This is a genomic window from Anaerococcus sp. (assembly GCF_030825785.1).
Classification (GTDB): Bacteria; Bacillota; Clostridia; order Tissierellales; family Peptoniphilaceae; genus Anaerococcus.
In genome coordinates this window covers 1-19882 of the sequence record NZ_JAPJPG010000030.1, presented here as the reverse complement: position 1 = coordinate 19882, position 19882 = coordinate 1, and the positions used below count along the sequence as shown (strand labels likewise).

Annotated in this window: 15 protein-coding genes; 9 read left to right on the top strand and 6 right to left on the bottom strand. The window is 38.3% G+C overall.

The window, feature by feature from the left end:
• Nucleotides 1-142 precede the first annotated feature (142 nt).
• Entirely contained in the window at nucleotides 143-808 is a 666-nt protein-coding gene (locus tag RCH56_RS05390; protein ID WP_306483967.1) for a hypothetical protein, read from the bottom strand.
• A 72-nt stretch (nucleotides 809-880) separates the two neighbouring features.
• Between RCH56_RS05390 and RCH56_RS05385 the strand changes: the two genes are divergently transcribed.
• The 5 genes from RCH56_RS05385 (at nucleotide 881) to RCH56_RS05365 (ending at nucleotide 9615) form a co-directional block, all read left to right on the top strand.
• Nucleotides 881-1426, top strand: a complete 546-nt coding sequence (locus RCH56_RS05385) for an ECF transporter S component (RefSeq protein WP_306483966.1) — start codon at nucleotides 881-883, stop codon at nucleotides 1424-1426.
• A 53-nt stretch (nucleotides 1427-1479) separates the two neighbouring features.
• A complete protein-coding gene (locus tag RCH56_RS05380) occupies nucleotides 1480-2118 on the top strand; it encodes a CpXC domain-containing protein (protein WP_306483965.1) in 639 nt (212 codons plus the stop codon).
• A gap of 51 nt (nucleotides 2119-2169) precedes the next feature.
• A complete protein-coding gene (locus RCH56_RS05375) occupies nucleotides 2170-3486 on the top strand; it encodes a coproporphyrinogen III oxidase (RefSeq protein WP_306483964.1) in 1317 nt (438 codons plus the stop codon).
• Nucleotides 3476-4891 (top strand): aminoacyl-histidine dipeptidase, encoded by a 1416-nt coding sequence (locus RCH56_RS05370; protein WP_306483963.1) that lies wholly within the window; start codon nucleotides 3476-3478, stop codon nucleotides 4889-4891. Before RCH56_RS05375 ends, RCH56_RS05370 begins: the two co-directional genes overlap by 11 nt.
• Nucleotides 4892-5340: 449 nt before the next feature.
• Entirely contained in the window at nucleotides 5341-9615 is a 4275-nt protein-coding gene (locus RCH56_RS05365; RefSeq protein WP_306483962.1) for a 2-hydroxyacyl-CoA dehydratase, read from the top strand.
• A 951-nt stretch (nucleotides 9616-10566) separates the two neighbouring features.
• On the opposite strand, the gene RCH56_RS05360 is transcribed toward RCH56_RS05365, so the two are convergent.
• The 3 genes from RCH56_RS05360 to RCH56_RS05350 are packed head-to-tail and all read right to left on the bottom strand — an operon-like array spanning nucleotide 10567 to nucleotide 13355.
• A complete protein-coding gene (locus tag RCH56_RS05360) occupies nucleotides 10567-12306 on the bottom strand; it encodes a phosphoenolpyruvate carboxykinase (RefSeq protein ID WP_306483961.1) in 1740 nt (579 codons plus the stop codon).
• 52 nt (nucleotides 12307-12358) lie between these two features.
• Complete coding sequence (locus tag RCH56_RS05355) at nucleotides 12359-12679, bottom strand: branched-chain amino acid transporter permease (RefSeq protein ID WP_306483960.1); 321 nt, start codon at nucleotides 12677-12679, stop codon at nucleotides 12359-12361.
• A complete protein-coding gene (locus tag RCH56_RS05350) occupies nucleotides 12672-13355 on the bottom strand; it encodes an AzlC family ABC transporter permease (RefSeq protein ID WP_306483959.1) in 684 nt (227 codons plus the stop codon). The genes RCH56_RS05355 and RCH56_RS05350 overlap by 8 nt, the downstream gene beginning before the upstream one ends.
• Before the next feature lie 119 nt (nucleotides 13356-13474).
• Between RCH56_RS05350 and RCH56_RS05345 the strand changes: the two genes are divergently transcribed.
• The 3 genes from RCH56_RS05345 to RCH56_RS05335 all read left to right on the top strand — a co-directional run bounded on the left by RCH56_RS05345 (nucleotide 13475) and on the right by RCH56_RS05335 (nucleotide 17110).
• Nucleotides 13475-14848 (top strand): NAD(P)/FAD-dependent oxidoreductase, encoded by a 1374-nt coding sequence (locus RCH56_RS05345; RefSeq protein WP_306483958.1) that lies wholly within the window; start codon nucleotides 13475-13477, stop codon nucleotides 14846-14848.
• On the top strand, nucleotides 14848-15672 hold the full coding sequence (locus RCH56_RS05340; protein ID WP_306483957.1) for a S9 family peptidase: 825 nt from the start codon (nucleotides 14848-14850) through the stop codon (nucleotides 15670-15672). Before RCH56_RS05345 ends, RCH56_RS05340 begins: the two co-directional genes overlap by 1 nt.
• Before the next feature lie 667 nt (nucleotides 15673-16339).
• Entirely contained in the window at nucleotides 16340-17110 is a 771-nt protein-coding gene (locus RCH56_RS05335; protein WP_306483956.1) for a hypothetical protein, read from the top strand.
• Between the two features lie 241 nt (nucleotides 17111-17351).
• Here the strand turns inward: RCH56_RS05335 and RCH56_RS05330 are convergent, their stop codons facing one another.
• Both RCH56_RS05330 and RCH56_RS05325 read right to left on the bottom strand, forming a co-directional pair.
• Nucleotides 17352-17732 (bottom strand): transposase, encoded by a 381-nt coding sequence (locus RCH56_RS05330; RefSeq protein WP_306483968.1) that lies wholly within the window; start codon nucleotides 17730-17732, stop codon nucleotides 17352-17354.
• Nucleotides 17733-17744: 12 nt separating this feature from the next.
• Entirely contained in the window at nucleotides 17745-18701 is a 957-nt protein-coding gene (locus RCH56_RS05325) for a transposase (RefSeq protein ID WP_306483955.1), read from the bottom strand.
• Between the two features lie 315 nt (nucleotides 18702-19016).
• On the opposite strand from RCH56_RS05325, the gene RCH56_RS05320 reads away from it, so the two are divergent.
• Nucleotides 19017-19865, top strand: coding sequence for an albumin-binding GA domain-containing protein (locus tag RCH56_RS05320; RefSeq protein ID WP_306483954.1), 849 nt, complete (start codon nucleotides 19017-19019; stop codon nucleotides 19863-19865).
• Nucleotides 19866-19882: the final 17 nt, after the last annotated feature.

The window sequence follows — 19882 nt, the reverse complement described above, 5'->3', positions numbered from 1 at the left end:
AAAACCGGATGGGGCATGCGGAAAGCCCCAAGAGGTTGTCTCCCAGAGGTTCGAAGGGATTCCTTCATAAAAAGAAAATTTTAATTTTTCAGGTATGCTTTTATTAAAAGCATCAATCTAAAAATATTTAGTCTCAGATATTTTAAAATATCTCCCTACTAATTTTAATATTCACCCCATCCAAAAGCTCCGCCTTAAATGGGCTGTTTTCTAAGAAGCCTTTTATGAATTCGTATCTCATTTGGTGGTATTTGGATTTTTCTTTTGTGTTTTCTACCCCACTTACTTTTCCTATCTCAAATGATTCGTGGCTTTCGTGGTCGTGGCCCCCTTCACAGCTATCTGTTAGGGAATCTTCTGGGTTTATTGCTTCTTTTTCGTATTGTTGGTGGAGGTTTTTATCTGTTATTAGAAGGAGGTTGTCTTCTTCATCCATTCCTGCTCTTAGGGCTCTGTCGCATGGCATGCCGTCTAGGAGTCTTAGGTTTACTTTATCGAAGACTTCTTCGAAGCTATCTAGTTTTTCCTTACTTCCTTCGATTTTTCCTAGTTCGTAGAATTTTTCTTCTGGATTTTCTGATAGGTTTATAGCCCTTGCTAGTCTGTTTTCAACCATATCGATCCTAGAAGATAGCCAACCGTGGATGTTTTCTTGATCTACTAAGTCTTCTAGTGGATCTGTCTTTACCTTTGGGAAGGTCTTATCGATTTCTTCTGTATTTCCTCCCATTATATAATCTGTTATTTTATCTTGAAATTTGATTTTCTCATACATCATGTAATGTATTGGTCCTAAATTTTTACTCATTTTATCACCTCTTATATTTTTACTTTACAATTTGTGTTATACTATTAATGAAATAATTTTCGAGGAGGTTTTATGAAAAAAAATTTAACAACTAAAAAAATGGTTTATATTGCACTTTTTACTGCCTTAGTCTACATATTTTCTAGATTTTTTCAAATTCCAGTCATGACTCCTTTCGGTCAGACTAGATTTCATCTAGGAAATGTATTTTGTCTTTTGGCAGGTATCCTTATGGGACCAGGCTTCGGTGGGCTTGCGGCAGGACTTGGATCTGCTTTGTTTGACTTATTTGACCCAGTATATTTTACTTCAGCGCCTATAACTTTCGTCACAAAGTTTGCCCTAGCCTTCGTAGCAGGAGCAATTTATAGGAAGAGAAGTAAGCTTGTCGATAAGAAAAGACTTGTTATAGCCGCTATCTTAGGTCAGCTAACTTATGTTTTCTTATATCTATTAAAGACTTACATTACAAATAAATTTGTGATGGGCTTTACCAATGAAGCTGTCATGGCAGAACTTGTACCAAAGGCGGGAGTTTCTCTATTTAATGCTCTAATTTCTGTAATCATCGCCTTTATTCTTGCCATGCCTTTGCTTAAATCAGTAAAGTTTGAATAAAATAGGGGCTTTCGGGTATCTATTAATTTAGAAAGAAAAATGAAGGGGTTATTATGAAGGAAAGATTAAAAGAATTTCACATGACTTGTCCAGAATGTGGTCATGGTTTTGATGGTGAATTTAATACAGCAGTTTTTGAAGATTCTATCGAAAGGGAGAAAATCCTAGATGGGACTTTTGCTCAAGCGACTTGTTCTGAGTGTGGGAACGAATTTATCCTAAACTACAGATTTGTCTACACAGATGACTATCTTAAGTTTATGATTATCAACGATCCTAATTTCGTTGATGTCAAAAACAGGATTGCCCTAAGGTCTTCCTTCAAGCTCCTAGATGCAGTGAGGAAAAACGAGGCAGAGAAGTTTGAGGTAATCCTTACTACAGATATAAATGATTTAAGAGAAAAGATTATCTTAATGGAAGCGGGTCTTTCTATAAGAGCAGTTGAGCTTATGAAATATATCCTTCTAGAAAGTGATGACCTAAGTCTAAGTCAGGATCAAGTAGCAAGCTTTCGCTACGGTCTAGATGAGTCCTTTGATATTATAACTAGAGGGGGAGACTCTATGAAGCTTCCTTTCCTAAGAGAAATCTATGAGAAAATCTACGACCAATATAGGCCATACTTTGAAGAAAAGGCTGAAGTGATAGATAGGGCCCGGGCCTTCGATTTTCTTAAAGCTATCAAGTAATAAGCGGTTCGCCGCTTTTTTTATTGGAGGAAATTCTAGTATAGTATCCCTATGAAATTTTACGTCGCAAATAATAATAAAAGAAAACAAGTTTATGATATATTAAATATTTTTTATGACCATGATGACTTGGTTTTTGATGAAGATGCTAGTCTAAAAGTATATGATAAGGAAATTATATTTAGAGAAAGAAAGATAGGATATGAGGAAGCTGATCTTAAAAGAACTCTCTACGAGCTTTTAGTAAAAGAGACAGGCTACCAGTCTCCTTGGGGTTATCTTACAGGGTCTAAGCCATCCAAGCTCTTAGATAAGATGAGTCCAGGTGATCTTTCGGAAAAATATTTGCTAAGTGATGAGAAACTTAAGCTTTTGGAAGAAATCCGTAACCAACAAGCAAAGATATCTTTTGATCCAAAAGACTTCTCCATTTACATCAACATTCCCTTCTGTCCTACTAGGTGTAAGTATTGCGCTTATCCTACGATTGTGGGAGATAGGAAGGAAAAGAGCGAATATACCACATCTCTAATCTATGAGATAGAAAATATCAATCTTCCAGAAAGCTTAGACGCCATCTATATTGGCGGGGGAACTCCTTCTTTCATTGGCGAAGCTGATTTAAAAAGGCTTATCGATGCTTTAAATAAGAGATTTACCTACAAGGAATTTACTTTTGAGGCAGGAAGGGAAGACACTTTAAATACAAGAAAGCTAGAAATCCTAAGGGATGGAGGAGTAGATCGTATCTCCTTAAATCCCCAGTCCTTTAACAAAGAAATTGTCGAAAGGGCAGGGAGGACCTACGACTATGACCACTTTCTAGAAATCTACCAAAGAGCCAAAGACCTTGATTTTATAGTTAATATGGACTTTATAATTGGTCTTGTAGGGGAAGGAAGCACGCTTTTTAGGAGAAACTTCGACCTTCTCGAGAAACTTTTGCCAGATAATATAACCTTCCACGCCCTAGCCATGAAGGTGGGAAGTAAGTATTTTGAAGGAAAAGTCAGGGCCGAAAGGGGAGAGAGCCTTAAGATAAGCCAAATGATAGAAGATTTCGTGAAGGAGAACTCCTACAGACCCTACTATCTCTATAGGCAAAAAAATATAGTATCCAATCTAGAGAATGTAGGCTATGAGAGGGGCGGTACTTCCCAAAGATATAATATTATAATAAATGAAGAGAAAGAATCCATCATTGGCCTTGGTATGAATGCCAACACTAAGCTTATGAATGGGAAGAAATTTAGAAATTCTAGAAACCTTAGAGACTATTTCGACAAGGTCCAAAGAGAAATTTGGGCTAAAAATGAAATGATTAATGAGTATAATAAAGACAAACATAGGAGGAATTATGGAAATTAAAAATATAGAACCAAAAGAAGTATTTGCTCACTTTTATGAACTAAGTAGAATACCAAGAGAATCAGGAAACGAAAAGGCAGTATCAGACTTTCTTGTAAATTTTGCCAAAGAGAGAAATCTTGAAGTAATCCAAGATGAGGCCCTAAATGTAATAATCAGAAAAGAAGCTTCCAAAGGCTATGAAGATAGACCAACCGTTGCCCTCCAAGGCCACATGGATATGGTTTGTGTCAAAGAAGACGACTCAGACCACGACTTTGCCAATGACCCAATTGAGCTTTTAGTAGAAGACGGCTGGCTTACAGCAAATGGGACAACTCTTGGGGCAGATGACGGAATCGGAGTTGCCTTTATTATGGGAATCCTTGATGATGATAAGCTAGAACACGGACCAATCGAAGCAATCATTACAACAGGCGAAGAAACATCCATGGTTGGAGCTAACGCCCTAGACCTCTCCCAACTTAAGGCAGACTATTTAATAAACATCGACTCAGAAGAAGAAGGAGTCCTAACCATAGGATGCGCTGGAGGACTTGACCTTGAGATAGAATTTAAGAAAGAATATGAAGATATAAGCGGCGACTTCATAGCAATCGACCTATCTGGCTTTGAAGGCGGCCACTCTGGTATGGAAATTGATAAGTTCAGATGTAACGCCATCAAAACCCTAGCAAGGCTTCTTCATAAGATAGAAGGAGTACAAATCGCAGACATAAAGGGTGGAGTTAAGAGAAACGCCATCCCAACTACAGCCTACGGCCTAGTAGCAGTTAAGGATAGGAATAAGGCTATTGGAGAAATTGAAAAAAGAATTAAAGATGTCTTAAATGAATACAAGGACTCAGATCCAAAAGGAAAAATCACTGTAGAAAAGAGAGATTATGATGGCAAAGTCCTAAGCCAAAAAGTAAGTAAGGACATCCTAGATGCAATCTTTGCCCTACCAGACGGTCTCTACAAAAAATATAAGGACAATATAGTAACATCATCAAATCTAGGCCTTCTAGAAAACAGAGAAGATACCATAATGTTTCACTCAATGATCAGATCTGAAGTAGACTCTGCTAAGCTTAATAGGGCAGAAATCGCCATGGCAATAGTAGAAAGATTCGGAGGAACTTACGAAATAACCAACCAATACTCAGGCTGGCAAAGAGAAGAAAGTTCACTAATAGACCTAGCAAATGAAACTTGGAAATCTATCCACGGAGATGACCTAATAGTAGGAACAACCCACGGTGGACTAGAATGTGGTCTATTCAAAAAAGAAATCCCACAAGTAGAAATGATCTCCTTCGGCCCAGAAATCCAAGGAGCCCACTCACCAGTAGAAAAATGTAATATAGAATCTGTAGCGAATAACTATAAGTTCTTAGTTGAGCTTTTGAAGAAAATAAAATAAAATTCCTATAAACTGGCCCTTAGGGGCTAGTTTTTTGGTGGAGATATTTATATTTAAATATCTGAGACTAAATATTTTTAGAAAAAATGTATCTAGATACTAAAATATTTCTTAAAGCAGGGTTGGACCCTTCGAACCTCAGGGAGACAGCTAAGGGGGCGGCACTTAGAGCGCTGCCGCCCCCTTAGGCTGTCCCCTAGAGAACGAAGATATTAACTTTATTATAATGATAAATTGATTGTTCAAATAAACTATATCAAAAATATTTTTAGTAAAAGATATTTTAGTAAAAAATATCTCCCCCAAATATTATAGTTTTTAATTTCTAGTAGTATAATAGGATATAAGGGGATTGAGCGGATTGTTTAATTCCTTATTGTATTATTTACAGGAAAATTAGTTAATATATAATATATAAGTATATCTTATTTATAATAGAAAGGGATTTTATGAAATTACACATGGGACTTGATGTAGGTTCTACTACAGTCAAGCTTGTAATTACCGATACAAATTTCAATATATTACACTCTGTCTATGTTAGACATAAGTCAGATGTGAAGGAGACTGTAAGGAATGTTCTTCTGGAGGCCTTTGATCGCTTCAAGGATGATGAAGTAACTGTCAATGTTACAGGCTCTGGTGGTATGTTTTTGGAAGATTATTTGGGTATTGATTTCGTTCAAGAAGTTATAGCAGAAACTAGGGCTATCAGAGAATATATTCCAGAAACAGACGTCCTAATCGAGCTAGGGGGAGAGGATTCTAAGATTACATATCTTAAGGGATCTGTCGAGCAGAGGATGAATTCGATCTGTGCAGGAGGTACGGGAGCTTTTATAGATCAGATGGCCTCCCTCCTAGATACTGATGCAACTGGTCTTAACGAGCTTTCGAAGTCTTACAAGAAGGTCTACCCGATTGCTTCTAGGTGCGGAGTTTTTGCCAAAACTGATATCCAAGCCTTGATGAACGAGGGAGCTAGCAGGGAAGATATAGCGATTTCTGTATTTCAATCAGTAGTTAACCAAACTATTTCAAACTTAGCTTGCGGTAGACCAATAGAGGGTAATATTACCTTCCTCGGAGGGCCTCTCCACTTCCTCTCATCTTTGAGGGATAGATTTGTAGAAACTCTTGGAGAAGAGGAAAATACCTTCACCATCCCAGAAAATGCCGAAATCTACGTAGCTCTTGGAGCCGCACTCTTATCAGCAGATTCTAAGGAATTTATTCCTTATAGGACTTTAATTGAAAGGCTCGATGGTGAGGTTCCAGAAAATCTTGAAATGACAAAAAGACTCGAGCCTTTGTTTGAGTCGGAAGAAGAATACAAAGAATTTAAGAAAAGACACGCGACAGGTCAGGTTGCCTACAAGGATATTCACGACTACGAAGGCCCAATATTCGTAGGAATCGATGCGGGCTCTACTACTAGCAAGATGGTTTGGCTAAGCGAAGATAAGAAAATCCTCCTAGAAGATTATAGGATGAATTTGGGTAAGCCTCTTGAAGTTGTAATTTCTATGCTTAAGGAAGGCTATATCAAGAAAAATCCTAAGGCCTACATCGCTTCAAGCGGAATTTGTGGTTACGGAGAAGACTTCATCAAGAAGGCCCTTCGCGTAGATAATGGAGAAGTTGAAACTATTGCCCACTACAAGGCAGCCCAATTCTTCAACCCTGAGGTCGACTTTATCCTAGATATTGGTGGCCAAGATATGAAGGCAATGCATATCAAAGACGGAATTATCGATAGTATCCAGCTTAACGAAGCTTGCTCATCAGGTTGTGGGTCCTTCCTTTCAACCTTTGCCGCATCTGTAGGCATGAGTGTAGAGGATTTCCAACAGAGAGCTATCCTATCCAAGGAGCCTGCAGATCTTGGTTCAAGATGTACTGTATTTATGAACTCCAAGGTCAAACAAGCCCAAAAGGAAGGCTCAGAAGTCGAAGATATAGCGGCAGGACTTTGCTATTCTGTAATCAAAAACGCCATCCAAAAGGTAATCAAGGTCAGAGATCCTAGAAGCCTTGGCGAAAATCTAGTAGTTCAAGGAGGAACTTTCTACGGAGATGCAATCCTAAGAGCCTTCGAGAAAATCACAGGCAGAGATACCACGAGGCCAGAAATTGCCGGTCTAATGGGTGCTATGGGTATGGCCCTAATCTCAATGGATAAGTCCACAGGTCATTCGAGTCTTGCTGATATCGACGAGCTTGAGTCCTTTTCCTATGAGCAAAAGAATGCAAGATGCGGGAAATGCTCTAACAATTGTTCTCTAATTATTAATATCTTTCCAGATGGGTCAAGATATATAACTGGAAACAGGTGCGAAAGGGGAGCAGGAGTTAAGGAAAGCCACAGCTTCGCCGATTACAATATGTACAAGTTTAAGTACGACTTGTTATTTAATAGAAAGACCTTGAAGGATAAAAACACCTTCGGAAAAATAGGAATTCCAAGAGTCCTAAACATCTACGAAGACTATCCTTTCTGGCATACTTTCTTTACTAGCCTAGGCTTTGATATAGTTTTATCTGATAGGTCTTCGAGGGAAATTTACGAGAAGGGCATATCTTCTATTTCCTCAGAGACAGCCTGCTATCCAGCCAAGCTAGTCCACGGACATATAGAAAATCTCCTCGAAAAGGATGTAGATACGATCTTCTATCCAGCAATCTTCTATGAATACAAGCAATACAAAAACGCCAAAAACCAGATGAACTGTCCGGTAGTAAGCGGCTATCCAGACCTTATTAGAAACAATGTCGATGATTTAAAAAATATTAGATACATGGCCCCTTACCTTTCATTTGAGTCTGAGAAAATTATAGCTGATAGACTTATCGAAGAATTTAAAGACTATAGCTATGAAGGTAAAACTTTGGGCAAGAAAGAAATCAGAAATGCGGTAAGCCTTGCTTGGAAAGAGATGCAAAACTACCACGATGCAATCAAGAAACGCGGCAAGGAAATTCTGGATTTTGTTGGTGAGAAAAATCTAAATGCCCTAGTACTTGCAGGAAGGCCATATCATATAGATCCAGAAGTAAACCACGGTATTGCTGAACTAATAGAATCAATGAAGATTCCAGTCCTTTCAGAAGATGCCATAGCCTACAATTCACCGGACCTTTCCTATGATCTTAGAGTTCTTGATCAATGGTCCTACCACGCAAGACTCTATAGGGCTGCTCAATATGTAGGACAAACCGACAATCTCGAGCTAATTCAACTTAACTCCTTCGGTTGCGGACTGGATGCAGTAACAAGCGATCAAGTAGCTGATATCCTAAAGGCCAACGGCAAGATCTACACCCTAATCAAGATAGATGAGGTAAGTAACCTCGGTGCTGTTAAGATAAGAATTAGATCTCTCTTAGAAGCCCTAAACCAAAAGAGAATCGAAGGAAACGAGCTTAAAGGAGACATGGATAAGCTCGATTACGAAAGTCCAGAATTCACCAAGAAAATGGTAAAAGAAGGCTACACCATCCTTGCCCCACAAATGGCAAGAGAGCACTTCGCTATAATGGAACCAGTCTTCCACGAATATGATCTAAACATAGAATTCCTAGATGATATCAATAGTGACGTAATAGATACGGGACTTAAATACGTAAATAACGACTCCTGCTATCCATCAATCACAGTAGTAGGCCAGCTCTTAGAAGCTGTAAAATCAGGCCGCTACGATACAGATAAGATTGCCCTTCTTATGACCCAAACAGGAGGAGCTTGCAGGGCAAGCAACTATGTAGGCTACATCAGAAAGGGTCTAAAGGATGCAGGCCTTGATGATATTCCTGTAATTGCCCTCTCCGCCCAAGGAATAGAAACTAACGCAGGCTTTGACCTAAAGAAAGCCTCATCTATACCACTTCTCAAAAAACTAATGAGGTCAATCCTACTAGGAGACTTAATCAACAGAGTATCTAATGCCACAAGACCTTACGAAGTAAATAAGGGCGAGACCAATAGCCTAAAGGAAGCTTGGATCATAAAATGTAAGCAAATTGCTCCAAAGATGACCGGAAAGAACTATAAGAAGATGGTGAAGGAAATAGTCGAGGACTTTGACAATATCGAAAGAAAAGACCTAGTGTTGCCAAAGGCAGGAATTGTAGGAGAAATCCTAGTCAAATTCCTCCCAGAAGCTAACAACCACCTCCAAGATATCCTAGAAAAAGAAGGGGCAGAGGTAATCCTTCCAGACCTAACAGACTTTCTCATGTATTGTATGAAAAATACCGAAATCAAGGCAGACCTTTACGGCAAGGATAAGAAAAGTGCGTGGCTAGGTAAAATGGGCATAAGCCTTGTAGAAAAATACAGAAAAGTCGTAAGAGAGGCCCTAAGAGAGAGCAAACACTTCGAAGAACCTTGCTATATAGATCAAATTGCAGATTATGCCAAGGACGTAACAAGCCTGGGTAACCAAGCAGGTGAAGGCTGGCTTCTAGCAGGTGAGATGGTAGAGCTAATCAAACAAGGCGCCCCAAATATAGTAGTCATCCAACCATTCGGCTGCTTGCCAAACCACATCACAGGTAAGGGCGTTATGAAAAAAATCAGATCAGTCTATGAAGAAGCAAACATAGTAGCTATAGACTACGACCCAGGCGCAAGCGAAGTCAACCAGGTAAACAGAGTAAAACTAATGATGAGCTCCGCTAGGGAGAAACTAAAAGAAAAAGAAGAAGCAAAGACTAGTATCTAGGAAAAGTCTAGGCTTGATTTAAAATAAATAATTATTAATAAAGAGAAGGACTCTTGCAAACTAATAAATCCCCACAAGGGAGAGATATTAGAAAGCAGGAGCCCTTTTTTGTATGTTATTTATAAATACCAGAGATCTCTCGACTCCGCTTCGCTCCGCTCGAGATAAGGGGTGTTGAGACACCCTACCTTTCCCTTATACCGACCGAAGTGGAGGGATCTCTTAAGACATCTCCACTACGCCATCTCGAAAAAAGCCCGTCCGGCTAGTGGAGGACAATGTGAGAGATACACAGTCTGTGATGACATGTGGATTTTTAAGTTTAAGTTATTTACGAGAATAATTATCTAAAGAAACCCCCACCGTACATGTCCCAAGGTTCTGTAGACCTCTCGTCGCTTCCTCGTAGAAGCTCTGTCGACGTGGCAACAAGGAATCCCGACTTTTTTAACCCTTATCCCGATCGACCCACACCCCTAATCCAGATCGAAGTGGAGGGATCTCTTGAGATGTCTCGACTACGCTTAGCTCCGCTCGACATAAGGGGATAGTGGGATTTTGACTTTTTCTATCCCTTATCTCGAAATATCTTTACCCCTTATCCCTAATGGTTCTGGCCACAGCGAACATAGTGAGCTGATGGCAGACCTTAATCGAGGCTTGGCGAGGTGAAGGTCATTGGACCTGAGCCCGCAAGCTACCGTCGACCGAAGTGGAGGGATCCCTTGGAGATGTCTCGACTCCGCATTCGCTCCGCTCGACATAAGGGAATAGATGAAAATCGACTTCACTTCCTTTGTCTCGATATAAGGATGGGGAAATAGTGATGATGCTTATCATCTGTTTTATAGGCGTGCGCTTATACCATAGCTACAAATCCTATATTTATATTATTTACGAAGACAATAAACTCCCCCAACCATATTTCTTACTGGCTAGGGGAGTTTATTTCTATAGAGATTTTATTATATCAAAAAGTTCTCTGGCGGATTTCTTTGGGCCTTCGCTTTCCATATTGTCTATGGCAAGTTGGGTCCTTATTGTTCCTACTTTTATCTTGTTTTCGAAAAGCTTATTGAAGTATTCTTTGATTAGCTCATCGCACATTTCTTGTTTTTGGTAAGGGCCGAATGGATTTGCGAAGTAGGATTTGACTAGTCCTTCTTCTGTTGTTGTTCCCTTGGCCATTCTTGCACCTTCTTTGAAGACTTTGATAGCTTCATCTTCATTTTCGAATAGGCTGATTGATTTTTCTCCTTCTTCTAGCTTGTCATAGTTGTTGGCATAGAGGAAGAAGTCTACGTGATAGCCTTCCATAATTTGTTTATGGTCTGCTACTGGCATGATTAGCCTTGCGTTTACCTTATCCGGATTCATAAAGATGGACCTATCTATTTGCTTAAAGGCATAGCCTGAATCTAGGTCGTCGAGCCTTACGAAGGCTCCGATTTCTGTTCCATAGGCGAGAACTTCGTTGCCATTTAGTCTGAAAGAGCCCATATCGTCAAAGATTACAGTCATGTCACGGATATATTCCTTGGCAAGGGACCTAAAGGCTTCTATTGATTCGCTCTTGCCTGCTCCAGAATCTCCCAAGATTACAATGTTTGCACTCTTGCCGTTTTGTAAGACTACATTAACTCCTGCTCCGTGGATTGGGAGGAAGCCCCTTTTCATGGAGATGATGTTGTTTAGGGTTAGGCACATTTTTTTGAGGTATCCGAAGTAGTCCTTCTTGTCACAGAAGTTACAGTAGCCTATGAATAGGTCGTTTTCCTTATCTTCATAGAAGATATCTAGGTCTCTTTCGTCCTTTACTCCAAATATATATATTCCATCAGGTTTGGTATTAATGGCTTCTTCTTCATCACATAACTCGAATAAGTTTGAGGCAGATATGCCGTGGGTGATGTAGTCTTGGTGAAAGTAGACATAGATTAGGTTGTCGGCAATCTTTGCTGGATAGCAGAGATATTCTTCTGTGTCTATTTCGATATTTTCAACTGGATTGTCGAAGACTTCCTTGAAGAAACCGTCACGCTTGTTGGATTTGGTGTAGGTTATGTAAGGAGTCTCGATCATTACTTTTGTTATAAATGGTATCTTGTTGAGCCATTTTAGGTATTCTGGATAGTTGATTTTAGATTTTCTTACTATAACAGAGGAGTTGGCTCCTGCTGGTACTTGCCTAAAGACCTTTGGGTTAACTCCTGTGATTGATACTTCGACTTTCCTGTAGATTTCTAGGATCATGTCCTTAAACCTGATATTTGAACCGAGGAAGTTTTCTACTTCAAGTCCTTCCTTGTCGGCGTTTTTCTCGATGATGGAGTATCTTTCGATTTTTCTCCAATAATCGTACATGTCTTCGACAATTCTTATTAGGGCGTCACGCTCCTTGTTGAGGTCGTGGTACTTGTTGATCTTCTCGCTAATCTCATCTATACTCATTACTGTAAGTATTTTTGTTATATCCCTAAGCTCATTTGAAAGCTGGTCTATATCACTTGCCCTAAAGAATTTCTCTAGATAGGTGTAGATTCTTGTGTGATTGTCCTTGTGGAATTTGACAAAGGACCTTAGAACTTCGTAGAAGCCATCACTTCTTAGAAGATCGTCAGTATTGTTGAAGAAGGCCTTGGAAAAGTTCATAATGGCTTTGTTGTTAGATATTGATATTTCTTTGTTCATATTAGCTCCTAACTATTCTTTTCTATTTATTATTTATTACTTTACCGCAAAACTAGACGAATACTATTTGAATTAAAAACATGTAGAGAATGGTTCCTACAGATATAGATAAGAAGAGCTTCTTGAACCTAAAGTGTAAGAAAATCACGACAGCTGACGCAATAAGTTCAGCAAGTCCATATGGATAATGGCTGATGTCGATGTTTCTTAGGGCAAAGACAACTAGCAAAGGCATTAGGGCGAAGGGGAGGTATCTACCGTAGTACTTTACTAGATCAGGTAGCTTTCTCTTGCTAAAAAACACAAAGGGAACGGACCTTATCATAAAGGTTGTAATGGCAGAGGCTGCTATTATCATAATCATTCTATTCATTATAATCTTCCACCTTTCCTCTTACAGCAAACAGACTCATTACTATTAATAATAGGGCAGGTATCATAAACTTATCCTTACCAAAGATTAAGAGAGCTATAATTGACATAGCTAGCCCTATCATCAAAGGCCTGTGGTTTCTCGTAGCATTGAACTGTTCTACCAAAAGCACTAGGAAAAGCGCTGTTAGAACAAAGTCCAAGCCCGTCGTGTTAAAGCTAATCATATTTCCCAAAAGGGCTCCCGCATAGGAAGCTAGGGCCCAGATTAGGTAGTTGATGATACCTATCGCGAGATAAAAGTCCCCACGATCTACTCCCTCAGGTGGCTTTATTGAAGTATCTAGGGCGAAGGATTCATCTGATAGGGTCAGGATTAATAGGAACTTCGATCTCGAAGTCTTGAATTCTTTTAGTAGAGACAAACCATAAAATATCATCCTGATATTTACTGAAATAGTAAGGATGGTTATAGCAAGAACGGTAATGTCGGTTTTGAGCAAGGGTAACAATACAAATTGCATACTTCCAGCATACACCGTAAGTGATATAATAGGAGCGAGGATTGCAGAAAATCCTGCTTGACTAACCATGATTCCAAAGGTAAGACCAAGGAAGATATAGCCTACTATAACAGGGATAGTGTATGGGAATGCTTTTTTAAATGCTTCTCTCATAATATCTCCTTATAAAATTATATATATTCCATCACAAGATTGTTAAAAAATAAATAATAGTTTCATTAAAGACATAGAACTTGTATAATATATTAGGCTAATTATGTAAAGGAGAGTATATGAAAAAGTACGATATCGTAGTGGTAGGCGCAGGAGCAAGCGGTGCCTTCCTTGCTTATGAATTAACCAAGCTAAAAACAAAGAAGAAAGTTTTGATAATAGATGGCGGTAGGAAAGTAGCTAACAGGACTTGTCCTATAACAGAAGGCAAAGTCGATCACTGTATAGGATGTAAGCCATGTAACATCATGTACGGATTCGGAGGAGCAGGAACCCTCTCAGATGGTAAATATAACATAACCACAAGCTTTGGAGGAGACCTTCACCAATACATAGACGAGAAAAAAGCCATGGAGCTTATGGAATACGTAGACTCAGTCCTAATGGAATTCGATGGGGGAGATGACCTAGAGCTTTACTCAACAGACAAAAACGACCTAAAGACTAAATGTCTCCGTCACGACCTCCACCTTCTATCAGCCAAGGTTCGCCACTTCGGTACAGATAGAAACAGGGTAATCCTTCAAAGAATCTACGACTATGTCAAAGACACCATAGACTTCGAGTTTAACACAATGGTAGATAAGGTAGAATACGAAAACGACAAATACATCATTCACACAGGAGACGAAGTCTACGAAGCAGACGACCTAGTCCTTGCAGCAGGAAGATCAGGCTCTAAGTGGATTGCTGATATCTGCGATAAGTTTGACGTAGGACTTAAGAGAAATAGAGTCGACATAGGTGTCAGGGTAGAAGTTCCTGCAGAAGTCTTCAAGCACATCACAGACGATGTCTATGAAGCAAAAATCATGTATCAAACCAAACAATACAACGACGTAGTAAGGACCTTCTGCATGAACCCATACGGCCATGTGGTTACAGAAAACACCAACGGAGTCCTTACCGTAAATGGTCACTCATTCACAGACCCTAAACTCCAATCAGGAAACACTAACTTTGCCCTCCTAGTAACCAACAGATTCACCGAACCATTCGAAGACTCCAACGAATATGGTGAATCCATTGCCAAGCTTTCAAACATGCTTGGAGGAGGAGTTCTCATGCAAAGATTTGGTGACCTAGTCAAGGGCCGCCGTTCATCAGAAAGAAGAATGGCCAAGTCCTTCACCAAGCCAACCCTAAATGCTACAGCTGGCGACCTATCCCTAGTTATGCCAAAAAGACAACTCGATGATATAATCGAGATGATCTACCAACTAGATAAAATCGCCCCAGGAATGGCCAATGATGACACCCTACTATACGGTATAGAAGTCAAATTCTACAACTCCGTAGTAGACGTGGACGAAAGATTCGAAACAAATAAGAAAAGACTCTACTGCCTAGGAGACGGATCCGGAGTAACCCACTCCCTATCCCAAGCCTCAGCCTCAGGAGTAGAAATGGCAAGAATCCTAAACGACCTATAATGAAATACATCTATTCACAAATCAAAAAAGAAGACGGAATCATCCTAAGAGGAGTAATCAACACTCCTGATGATTTCACGGAAGATAAGAAATATCCAACAGTAATAATCTACCATGGATTCGGAGGAGACAGGAACGGATCAAGCTTCTTCAGAGTGCAAAACGCAAGATACCTTACAGATAGGGGCTATATTGTAGCAAGATTCGACTTCTCAGGAACATGTGAGTCTGATGGAGACTTCTACGACATGACCGTATCGAGAGAAGAAAAAGAGGCAGAACTCATCCACGAATTCGTAAAAATCAAAGCCTATGTAGACAAGGATAGGCTATACTGGGTGGGCCACTCCCTAGGAGGGGTCATAGCTACCCTTAAGGCCTATAAGCTTAAGCCAAAAGCCATGTGCCTCCTTGCTCCAGCAAGTGATATGAATAACCCTGACTACATCAAAGTTATGGCCAAAACCATGTTCGAAGGCGAGATGAGAAAGAAAAAATCAGAAATAGACGGCCACAAAAACTACGCCGAAATCATAAGAAGTGTAGAAGACGTAGATATAGGAGGAGTCAAACTTCACAAGAACTTCCTCATAGACTTCCTAAAGAAAAATATCTACGGAGCTGCCGAAAAATACAAGGGCAAGGTCCTAATCCTAAGAGGAGATGCGGACGACTTAGTCTTTAACGATGCCAACGTAAAACTTCAAAAGGCCTACCCAAAGGCAGACTACGAACAAATAGAAGGAGCCGACCACTCCTTCAAAAACGAAGACCACAGAATGATAGTCTTTGAGAAAATGTATAAGTTCTTTGAGGAAAATTAAGCCTTTAAAAATAGAAATTAAGCTAGCTGAGGCTTAAATCTACGAAGTTAAGACCAGATTCCAACTTCCCCTTATGTCTAATGGTTCTGGCCACAGCGAACAGAGTTAGATGATGGCAGAGTGCCGGACAGTCGGGCTTCGATTTTTGTAAAAAATCGAATAAGTGGGACTTATTTGAAAAATGAGTTCCAAGAACTCGAAGAGTTCAAAATCGAGGCTTTTCGAGATAAAGGGCAAGCTTTGCTTGTCCTGAATCCGAAAACTACCGTCGAGCGGAGCGCATGCGGAGTCGAGACATCTCTCAAGAGAGATTCCTCCACTTCGGTCGAAATAAGGGTGAATTTGAACTTATTTACATTCTCACCAGGGCCAAACCCTGGTTTTTGTTTGACTTCATTTACTAAATTTCATAGAAAACTTTTATTTTCCATTATTTTAAAGAAAATATCCAAAAAAGACTTTAATTTTGTCTAAAAAGTGTTACAATATAATAAACGATTATATATCTTAACCTAACTTAAAGCCTATTCATTTCAATTGAGTATGAAAACTAAATTTTATACTTTTAGCAAGAATGTGTTTCAAATATTTAGGAATAGGTGTATAATTATGATTATAGAGTGAGTACAATATTAATAGTTTTAAACACAAAAGGAGAAATGCAATTATGAAAACAAATAAATTAGCAGCAGGCGCTCTTGCACTAGTTCTAGGACTTGGTGCACTTGCTCCATCATTTGCAGCTGAAGAAGCTAAGTCTGATGAAGCTAAAGTTTCAGAAACACCTGCTAAAGAAGAAAAAACTAAAGAACAGATCCTCAAAGAAGCTGAAGATGCTTACGATGATGCAAGAGTAATTGTAAAAGCAGTTGAAATTATCAAAGACCAAAGAAATATTTATGATAATAACAAAGAAGCTATAGATGCTTACCTAGCAAAAGCTACCACAATCATTAACGATTTAGGTAAGGTTCTTGGTAAAAAAGTAGCTGTTTCTGACCTTCTATTCTCAACAGCTTACGCTGAAGAAGCGAGCCTTGAAGAAATTCAAAATTTAACAAATAAAGCTAAAGGTATAACAGAAGAAGGAAAAGGTCTTATTAAAGAAATAAACGATAAAATAGGACAGGATCCAACACAAAATACAGATCCAAAACAAGATCCAGATCCAGCACCAAAACAAGATCCAGCACCAAAACAAGATCCAGCACCAAAACAAGATCCAGATCCAGCACCAAAACAAGATCCAGATCCAGCATCAAAACAAGATCCAGATCCAGCATCAAAACAAGATTCAAAAGACAAAAATGAAGGAAAAACACCAGCGGCTAAAAAATCACAAACTAACGCTAAAACAGGTGTTGCAGGGGTAACAGGCGTAGCTGGAATCCTAGCAGCAGCTTCAGTTGCTTACGCAGCAAGCAAAAAAAGAGACTAATAATACTTTAGTCACTGAAGAGTGCACTCTATAGACAAAGTATTAATTTCGTAACCGCGGTACTCACGATCTAAGGTGGTGTTGCAGAATAGGTAAATTTATTCTGCTCATCACTTTTTTTATTATATATTTATATTTAGCTAATAAAATCTATGGTATTGTTCATAGTGATTTTATTTTATCCACATTTTCCTTAAAAATAGGTTCAATTGATAGAGCTTACTATTGTAAATATTTTTTCTTAAGCAAATTTGTATTTTATGATTTCTAAGTTCTTATTTTCTATTTTTGATGCCAGTTTATTTAAATTTAGGGCTATTGATATAAGACATATTTCGCTTACTACATTTACTTTTCCTCTATGGTGAAATCTATTGTAGTTTAGTCCTGACTTTATTTTGGAAAAAGCTCCCTCAACTTGAATAGACCTGTTTAGTATTTTTTCTATTCCTTGATCGGATATTATGTTTTCTAATGATTCTTTCCTATATTTTTGGAAGGTTTCTGCTATGTAGATTCCTTTGGTTTTTTGACCAGCTTTGTTCCAGTTAAAACATCTATAGACTTTTGTTGTTGTTACATATCCACTTTTTCTTTTCCTATATCTGTCATTGCATCTAATGAATTCTTTACCTTATTTTGATTTGTATTTGTCTTGACTTTTATCATAGACCAGGCTTTTCCTGAATTCTTGCTCTTTTTTATATTTTCGTGTTTTAGATTTTTCATAGTTTGATGGCTTTATGTAGGATGTCAGATTGTTTTCTGCTAGGTATACATAGTTTTTTTCACTTTCGTATCCTGCATCTGCTACTATTTTATCTAGTTTGTCTGGATAACTTTTTAGTAATTTTGTTAAGAATGGTTTTAGGGTGTACATGTCAGATGGATAGTGGGATACATTTTCTCCTATGATGAAGCCTGATGCACTTGTTAACTGAATGTTGTAGGCTGGTTTTAGTTGACCATTTCTCATGTGGTCTTCTTTCATTCTCATGAAGGTTGCATCATGGTCTGTTTTTGAGTGGGAGTTTCTGTAATTGCCCATTATTTCTAGATGTTTCTGGTAAGTTTCTACTTTGCTTTTCCAATCTTTTAGTTGTTCATAGTCTCGTTGGAGTTGGTGTTTTCTTTTTCCTTGACCATGTACAAAGTTTATCTTTTTTTCTATACATTCCTTACTTACTTTATTAAATACTATCTTTACTACTTCTAATACTTGAGATGGTGTTAAGTCTTTATTCAAATCAAAGTGTTTTATTATTCTCATCCTCAGTTTTTCTTGCCACTTTTCTATACTTCCTCTCCATACAAAGCTGTATCTACTGGCATAGGCTTCTATTTTTGTTCCATCTATGTATATACTTGACAGGTCTATTTGTTTTTCTTCTATTAATATTTGGACCATTTGATTTAAAAGATTTGGTGCTAGTTTTACTATTTTTTGTCTAAATCTATTTATGGTAGAGTGATCTAGTGGATTTTGTCCATCTAGAAGATATTGTATTCTTAGATCATATTTGCAAGATTTCTCTATTTCTCTTGATGAAAATATTCTTTCTGGATAGCAGAATATTATTATTTGAAGCATGGTTACTGGATTTACAATTGGTTTTCTTCCAAATGATGAGTAGACTTTTTTTAGTTCTGTTAAGTCTATCCTTTCAATTATATTTTTTTACAAGCCTTAGTTTTACACCATCTTGGATATATATTTCTGTATTAAAGTTTAATTTTAATTTAATTGTATCACTAACTAGCGTAAAATCAGTTAGTCATGATGTATTTATAATGGTTTTCATAAATACATTATTGCTACAAAAATTTGCTTTTGCTAGGTAATTAGTTTATAATAAAATCAGAAGTAATATTTCTACTAATTTACGTAAACGAAAGGATATTAATTATGAAAAAAAGAAATGCATTAGCGCTAGCATTAGCAGCAGGACTTGTTCTAGGTGGAGCAAATACAGCACATGCTGAAGGCTGGGGAGACTCATACGAAGATAAATGGGCACAAGCTTCAGAAGAGCAAGATAAGAAAATAGCTGAAGAAAAAGCTAAAGAATTAGCAAATGAATGGAAAGATCCTAACAAAACTGAATGGGACCTTGCTTCAGAAGAACAAGATAAGAAAATAGCTGAAGAAAAAGCTAAAGAATTAGCAAGTGAATGGGAAGGTTACGAAGATCCATATCAAAAAGGTTGGGCTGATGCATCCAAAGAACAAGATGCTAAAAACCTTGCAAATGAATGGAAAGGCTACGAAGACCCATACCAAAAGGGTTGGAACGATGCTTCTAAAGAGCAAGATAGAAATCTAGCTAATAAAGGAAAACAAGAGGAAAAACCAGAAGAAAATAAATTAGCTGAAGCTAAAGAAAAAGCCATCGAAGAGCTTAAAAAAGCTGGTATCACAGGACAAATCTACTTTGACCAAATCAACAAAGCTAAAACACTTGAAGGTGTAGAATCTCTTAAAAATGAAATCCTAAAAGCTAATAAAGATAAGGATGAAAAACCAGGCAAAGAAGATGGCAAAAAAGTCGTTATCCCAGGATACAAAATCGAAGACATTGCTAAAGCAAGCAAATCTAACGAAAAAGCTAACAACGACAAAACATCTACACCATCTGCCAAATCTTCTAATCCAAACAGAGCACCAAAGACTGGTGTTGCAGGAATGTCTGCAGTAGCTGGCCTTGCAGCAGTTTCAGTTGCAGGAATCATTGCTACAAGAAAAAAAGAAGACTAATAGATTAATATTGTAGC

Excerpts from the sequence above, each read along its gene's own strand:
- RCH56_RS05390 (WP_306483967.1), bottom strand. The coding sequence starts at position 808 with ATGAGTAAAAATTTAGGACCAATACATTACATGATGTATGAGAAAATC.
- RCH56_RS05385 (WP_306483966.1), top strand. The coding sequence starts at position 881 with ATGAAAAAAAATTTAACAACTAAAAAAATGGTTTATATTGCACTTTTT.
- RCH56_RS05380 (WP_306483965.1), top strand. The coding sequence starts at position 1,480 with ATGAAGGAAAGATTAAAAGAATTTCACATGACTTGTCCAGAATGTGGT.
- RCH56_RS05375 (WP_306483964.1), top strand. The coding sequence starts at position 2,170 with ATGAAATTTTACGTCGCAAATAATAATAAAAGAAAACAAGTTTATGAT.
- RCH56_RS05370 (WP_306483963.1), top strand. The coding sequence starts at position 3,476 with ATGGAAATTAAAAATATAGAACCAAAAGAAGTATTTGCTCACTTTTAT.
- RCH56_RS05365 (WP_306483962.1), top strand. The coding sequence starts at position 5,341 with ATGAAATTACACATGGGACTTGATGTAGGTTCTACTACAGTCAAGCTT.
- RCH56_RS05360 (WP_306483961.1), bottom strand. The coding sequence starts at position 12,306 with ATGAACAAAGAAATATCAATATCTAACAACAAAGCCATTATGAACTTT.
- RCH56_RS05355 (WP_306483960.1), bottom strand. The coding sequence starts at position 12,679 with ATGAATAGAATGATTATGATAATAGCAGCCTCTGCCATTACAACCTTT.
- RCH56_RS05350 (WP_306483959.1), bottom strand. The coding sequence starts at position 13,355 with ATGAGAGAAGCATTTAAAAAAGCATTCCCATACACTATCCCTGTTATA.
- RCH56_RS05345 (WP_306483958.1), top strand. The coding sequence starts at position 13,475 with ATGAAAAAGTACGATATCGTAGTGGTAGGCGCAGGAGCAAGCGGTGCC.
- RCH56_RS05340 (WP_306483957.1), top strand. The coding sequence starts at position 14,848 with ATGAAATACATCTATTCACAAATCAAAAAAGAAGACGGAATCATCCTA.
- RCH56_RS05335 (WP_306483956.1), top strand. The coding sequence starts at position 16,340 with ATGAAAACAAATAAATTAGCAGCAGGCGCTCTTGCACTAGTTCTAGGA.
- RCH56_RS05325 (WP_306483955.1), bottom strand. The coding sequence starts at position 18,701 with ATGCTTCAAATAATAATATTCTGCTATCCAGAAAGAATATTTTCATCA.
- RCH56_RS05320 (WP_306483954.1), top strand. The coding sequence starts at position 19,017 with ATGAAAAAAAGAAATGCATTAGCGCTAGCATTAGCAGCAGGACTTGTT.